This window comes from Novipirellula sp. (genome assembly GCF_041583735.1).
GTDB lineage: Bacteria > Planctomycetota > Planctomycetia > Pirellulales > Pirellulaceae > Novipirellula.
This window is the reverse complement of record NZ_JBFHFD010000678.1, coordinates 1-4670: the sequence shown is the minus strand read 5'-3', so window position 1 is coordinate 4670 and position 4670 is coordinate 1. Positions and strand designations below refer to the sequence as shown.

Annotated in this window: 4 protein-coding genes and 1 pseudogene; 4 read left to right on the top strand and 1 reads right to left on the bottom strand. The window is 56.9% G+C overall.

All coding sequences use genetic code 11. The features are described 5' to 3' along the window. The 4 genes and pseudogenes from ABX962_RS30785 to ABX962_RS30770 all read left to right on the top strand — a co-directional run. Positions 1–225 (top strand): annotated as a pseudogene (locus ABX962_RS30785) (ABC transporter permease); the annotation flags it as partial. A 106-nt stretch (positions 226–331) separates the two neighbouring features. Further along, the gene (locus ABX962_RS30780) at positions 332–1351 is read left to right on the top strand and encodes an ABC transporter ATP-binding protein (RefSeq protein WP_372725317.1); all 1020 of its coding nucleotides are present in this window, start codon (positions 332–334) and stop codon (positions 1349–1351) included. Further along, a complete protein-coding gene (locus ABX962_RS30775; RefSeq protein WP_372725315.1) occupies positions 1348–2334 on the top strand; it encodes an ABC transporter ATP-binding protein in 987 nt (328 codons plus the stop codon). The genes ABX962_RS30780 and ABX962_RS30775 overlap by 4 nt, the downstream gene beginning before the upstream one ends. Positions 2335–2436: 102 nt before the next feature. Next, positions 2437–3096, top strand: a complete 660-nt coding sequence (locus tag ABX962_RS30770; protein WP_372725313.1) for a lysostaphin resistance A-like protein — start codon at positions 2437–2439, stop codon at positions 3094–3096. A 305-nt stretch (positions 3097–3401) separates the two neighbouring features. On the opposite strand, the gene ABX962_RS30765 is transcribed toward ABX962_RS30770, so the two are convergent. Next, the gene (locus tag ABX962_RS30765; RefSeq protein WP_372725311.1) at positions 3402–4616 is read right to left on the bottom strand and encodes an Lpg1974 family pore-forming outer membrane protein; all 1215 of its coding nucleotides are present in this window, start codon (positions 4614–4616) and stop codon (positions 3402–3404) included. Between the last annotated feature and the right edge of the window lie 54 nt (positions 4617–4670).

Genomic DNA, 4670 nt, shown 5'->3' with positions numbered 1-4670 from the left:
TTGTTCGAAGCCTTCTTGTCGGTCCTCGGTCTGGGCGTTGCCCCGCCCGATGTTTCGTGGGGGCTGCTATTGAACGATGGCGTGGAAGCACTTTCGAGCGTGAAGTTGTTTTGGTGGGTTGTGGTTTTCCCTGGCCTCTCGCTTGCGTCGACTTTGTTTGCGTTGAATTTTCTCGGTGACGGACTTCGTGACGCACTGGATCCGCGTATGAAAAACCGGGACTAGATGCGGTCCGAAAAGGGGTCTGACCCTTTGCAGAGAGCAATCCACTTTTTATGACACTACCATTTCAGAGAGGGTCAGACCCCTTTTCAGACAGAGTTTAGATTTGATGCCCGAATCCAACGATTCACCGATCCTTTCGGTCGAAAATTTACAGGTTAGCTTTAAAACCGACGACGGTATCGTCCGCGCGGTTCGTGGCGTGTCGTTTGACATTGGTCCCGGCGAAACCGTGGGGATTGTCGGTGAAAGCGGCAGCGGCAAAAGCGTGACCAACTTGGCGCTGATGGGGTTGGTCCCAAAACCTCCAGGACGCATCGATGGCGGCTCGGCAATCTACGGCGGTCGCGATCTGCTGAAGATGAACGAATCGCAGTTGCGAACGATCCGTGGCCGAAAGATCGCGATGATCTTTCAAGATCCGATGACGGCGCTCAATCCGCTGATGACGGTCGAGCAACAATTGTGCGAGATCACTCAGTTACATTTGGGGCTGACCAAAAAACAAGCTCGCAGCCGAGCCGTTGAGATGCTCGAAATGGTCGGGATTAGCTCGCCAGCGAAACGACTGCGTGATTATCCGCATCAATTCAGTGGCGGGATGCGGCAACGGGTGATGATCGCGATGGCATTGTCGTGCGAACCCGACGTGTTGATCGCCGATGAACCCACAACGGCACTGGACGTGACGATCCAGGCTCAGATCTTGGATCTGCTGGCCGATCTTCAAAAACGCCGCGGCACCAGCATCTTGTTGATCACGCACGACCTTGGCGTGGTCGCCGGCGTTTGCCACCGCGTGTTGGTGATGTACGCCGGCCGCGTGGTCGAAAAGGCTTCGGTGAACGATTTGTTTGCCCAGCCGAAACATCCCTACACGTTGGGATTGTTGAATTCGTTGCCTCGATTTGATCAAGAGCAAAGTGAGTTGCTGCAAGCGATCCCTGGCCAACCGCCGGACATGGCACGCGTCCCTGAGGGATGCTCCTTTCGTGCTCGATGCCCTTACTCGATTGACAAATGTGCCACTATCGATCCACCACTTGCACCCGCGGGCGAAGGCCGATTGGCGGCATGCATCGTCGACGTTGAAAACGCAACGCCTCGCGATTACGAGGTGACCCAATGAGCCAAAATCCATTGCTTGATGTCCAAAATTTGAAGGTTCACTTTCCGTTCAGCCGCGGATCGTTGTTCCGTCCGGAACGAGGAGTGATCCGCGCCGTCGACGATATCTCGTTTCAAATCAAAGAAGGCGAGACGCTGGGTTTGGTGGGCGAATCAGGTTGCGGAAAATCGACCACCGCGCGTGCCATCATCGGCTTGGTGCCACCCACCGCCGGGACCATCCGGCTGAACGGATCGGATATCACGGGACTTCGTGACCGTGATATGCTGCCATTTCGCCGACAAGTCCAAATGGTATTTCAAGATCCATTTGCATCGCTGAACCCACGCATGACCGTGGGCGGGATCATTGGTGAACCGCTGGTGGTGCACAACTTGGCCCAAGGACGTGATCGCAAACTCGAAGTGATTCGTTTGATGGAATTGGTCGGGTTGAACCCACGTTTCCTCAATCGGTATCCGCATGAATTCAGTGGTGGCCAGCGACAGCGGATTGGGATCGCCCGAGCCCTCGCGGTCGAGCCCAAGTTGATTCTGTGCGACGAACCTGTTTCTGCATTGGATGTTTCGATCCAGGCCCAGATCATCAACTTGTTGATGGAATTGCAACAGCGGCTTGGGCTGTCGTACCTGTTCATCGCCCATGACTTGAGTGTCGTTCGGCACATCGCGACCCGCGTCGGAGTGATGTATTTGGGGCGAATGGTCGAGCTTGCTGACGCGGCCGACCTGTATCGATCGCCGACTCATCCTTATACCGAAGCGTTGTTATCGGCGGTTCCGGTGCCGGACCCTGTGGTGGCGGCGACACGGGACCGAATCGTGCTCGAAGGCGAAGTTCCTTCGCCCGATCGAGAATATCCTGGCTGTGCATTTGTCGATCGATGCTGGATTGCCGAGCAGAAGTGCCGTGAAATACGTCCGAATCTGGGCGATCAAGCTCACGCGGCGGCTTGTCACGTCCGCTGCCCCGAGACGTCGTAGCCAACACGCCCTGGCGGTCGAACCATAGCATTCAGCCGCATTCTTGACGGAATTCCCATATCCGGGGGTGCCGAAAACGCACCCGCCGCGTACGCTTTCGGTATGGATGAACACGAAGAAACGCTCGACCAGTCGCCCAATGACCTGTTTTTGACGGCAGTGATCTTTGAGTCGGCGCTCGGGCTGCTGGCACTGCTGCTGGGCTGGGCCCTCGGCCCCGATCCGCGAGCAATGATTCCCGAAGGCGGATTCGAAAATCTGCGAACCATTGGCTCGGGGCTGGCATACGGCTGTGCCGCAGCGGTCCCAATGCTGTTGGTCATCGCGTTGATTCGCAAGATCCCCTGGGAACCGGTTCGTGAACTGGAACGGCTCAGCGATGACGGTATGATCCGCACGCTGCTGAGTCTCGGGCGTGCCGAATTGGTCGTCATCAGCCTTTGCGCCGGAGTGGGCGAAGAACTACTGTTTCGAGGCTGGCTGCTCCCTTGGCTTGCCCACATCGGTGGCGCCGATGCGTCGCCCAGCCCGGTGGAATGGGGGGCAGCGCTGATCGGATCATCGATCGCATTTGGAATGGTCCATCCGATCACACGGCTGTATGTCGTATTGGCCGCCGCGATGGGACTGTACTTCGGTGCATTGCTGCTTTGGACCGACAATCTGCTGATCCCCATCGCCGCTCACGCTGCCTACGACGCCGTCCAACTGCTAAGCCCCGGATTCAAACGCAGCGAATCAGACGACGCCAACGAAGCCTAGTGCACGCACCGCACCTCCCCGGTGCACCCACTGGATTTCCACGCGGCGCCCCCGTTCCGTGCGCAAGCCCTCGCATCCGCCATGGATGGTTACCATGGAAGATATCTGCCCGCGAATCACGCGAATAATCGCGAATGGCAATTCGCAAGTGGTCACTTTTTTATTCGCGTCTATTCGCGTGATTCGCGGGCCAAAGGTATTCTCACAGTGACATCTCAAGCTCAGGTTTTTCTTTGCGGCCGTGACCAGATTGCGTTGTGTCGCATGTATCCGGATCGGACACTCCCTAATGTTGATCCCACTGACTAAAACTGCAGTCCGAGGGCGAAGGAGATTGCGTCCAGCGAGATGGTGCTTGATGAATCGACGGGGCCTCCGGCGTCAAACCATGCTTGGCCTTCGTAACCGGCTCGGGCGAACCAAGCCGAGTGTCGACCAAGTGATTGATTCCACTGCAACCCCAGCGACATCTCCATCGCGGTGATAACTTCGCGGTGTATCGCGGCATCCTCGAGCTCGGTGGTGAAGACGTTTTTCATCTCGTAGATCTTCTGCGTCGTCTCGCTCATCAATAGCGAGCCACGAAGTCCGCCGTACACTCCAAGTCGGCTGCCGCCGATCCCGCGTCGCAACTGCAACGATGCCGTGGGACCGGCACCCTGGACATCCAAATCATTGCTAACCGATTCTTGCAGCACGCCACCGGCATCGCGAACATCGCCACGCATGTATTGCTTGATACTGGCGATTCGCACCCCGCCGCCAAGCGTTCCCTGCAGCGAATTCCACCGGAACTGCTGTGTTGCCTCCAGATCAAGGGCTTGAAGATTCAACTCGTGACTCGACGTCAACGTCTCACCGACTTGAGCCTGAGCGTTCCGCGACAAGTTGCCGCCGGCACCGTAGACATAGACAAACACCGGAGTCGATCCGGTGACCGCGGTCACTGCTTCAGTATTGGCTTGCTCGTCAAAGCGAAAGTAAGTCGCCCGAAATCCACCGCCACCATGACGCGATTGCCAACCCAACCAAACACGAGGCGAAAGTTCGTAGTCGTAGCTGAACGGCACCAATGTGTTCCCCACCGGCGGGTCAATAATCATCGCCACGTTCTGGTCAAAATGGGCTCGCATCCACATGAATTCGAATCCGCCTAACAAGGTTCCGCTGCGAGGTGCGGGTGCAGGTGCGCACGCGGTGGCCGCCGACGTGTAGCCTGGTTGGCACTGCGAAGATTGAACCGCCGCTCGGCGGGGTGCACTATAAACGGTCGAATCCAACGGCGTGTGAGGTGTGTTGAACCAGTACGGCGGTAAGCAGTACCCGCTACTCCCTGCATCACATTGGCCTCCTGCATCACATTGGCCAGACTCATCACAGGAGGCATCTCCAAATCCAAATGAAGGAGCGTATTGCTGGGCCGAAACCATCGTCTCGCTCAAGCCGATCGTCGCGAGTAAAACGAGAAACATCGGTAAGACAGACGAACCGACCGCGCGTCGGCATTTCTTGCTGGTCATTCTTTGCAATCCATTGCGAAAGGTGTGTTACCCTTTTCATCGGATCCTTACTCA